Consider the following 1,315-nt stretch of genomic DNA (forward strand, 5'->3'; position numbering starts at 1 on the left):
TTTTTTAGCTGCCCAATAAACTTACCTCTGAACACCGTGCTCATTGCTTTTACATTAAACAAATATTTTCCTTCCGACTTTGCCGTACGCCATTTATGTTGTTTGGTTAATCCGCCACCCGGTACAATACAATGCAGGTGCGGATGCAGTGTCATCGTTTGTCCCCAGGTATGTAATATGGCAATCATACCGCTTTGTGCACCCAGCCATTTTGTATCATGTCCAAAACAATTAATGGTAGCCCATACGCTATCAAACAAAATATTGTACATGATAGCTGGTTGATGCAAGCACAGTTGGTTCAGTGTATCGGGCAACGTAAACACTACATGGAAGTAAGGCACGGGCAGCAGTTCTGCTTCTCTTGCACCTATCCATTTTTCACGTTGCTTACCCTGGCATTTAGGACAGTGCCGGTTGCGGCAACTATTATAACTGATGCGCAGGTGACCGCAACTGGTGCAGCCATCTGCATGACTGCCCAATGCAGCAGTGCGGCATCGCCGCACCGCACTAAGGGTACGCAGTTGCCAACTGTTGATGGTTGCCAGTTGCTCCACCTGTGTCCAATGCGCATCCAGCACATCGGCCACTTCTGTTTTAGCAACCACTACGGCTTTTGATTATACAGCGTATCCAATGGACTAAAGGCCATCGTAAGCATCGGTCTTGCCAGGTGCAGGTAAATCATCGTAGTATCGATGTGGGCATGACCTAACAGTTCTTTGATGGTAAGAATATTTACGCCTTGTTCCAGCAGATGGGTTGCATAAGTATGTCTTAACGTATGCAGGGATACTTCTTTTGCAATGCCTGCTTTTTTTACAGCCTGTGTAAGGGCCCATTGTGCACCCCGCTGCGAATAAACATTCCCGTCATTGCCTTCAAACAAGTATAGCCGGGGCTTCTCTGCCTGTATATACTTGCTGATGCCCCGTGCCAGCATACTGCCCATCGGCAGCATCCGGTCTTTTTTACCCTTGCCCTGGCGTACATGTATCATACCTCTCACGGTATCTACATCGCCTAATTGTAGTTGTCTTACTTCGGCACATCTGAGGCCGCAGCCATAGCATAGCGATATCAACAGTTTATGTTTTAACAGATCGCATGCCTTAATGAGCACTCTTACTTCATCCCCATTAAGCACTACCGGAAGCTTGTTAGGACGCTCAATAGAGGGAAGACTGAACTGTTGATAGGGCAAGCCGCGCAACTTGCAGGCATAGCGCATACCATATACGGTAAATTTAAAGAAGGTGGCAGATGGCGAACCATTGGACTTAACAAGATGCAGGTAATCGAGCACCTGTTC

The 1,315-nt window shown here is 47.1% G+C and carries 2 protein-coding genes; both read right to left on the reverse strand.

Translation table 11 applies throughout. The annotated features are described in order from the left end of the window. A partial coding sequence (locus P2W73_RS26320; protein ID WP_276505091.1) for an IS91 family transposase occupies nt 1-611 on the reverse strand: 611 nt, incomplete at its 3' end. Then, nucleotides 611-1,315 (reverse strand): tyrosine-type recombinase/integrase (locus tag P2W73_RS26325; protein WP_276505092.1); only part of this gene is annotated, 705 nt, incomplete at its 5' end. The genes P2W73_RS26325 and P2W73_RS26320, both read right to left, overlap by 1 nt.

This window comes from Terrimonas pollutisoli, assembly GCF_029360765.1.
Classification (GTDB): domain Bacteria; phylum Bacteroidota; class Bacteroidia; order Chitinophagales; family Chitinophagaceae; genus Terrimonas_B; species Terrimonas_B pollutisoli.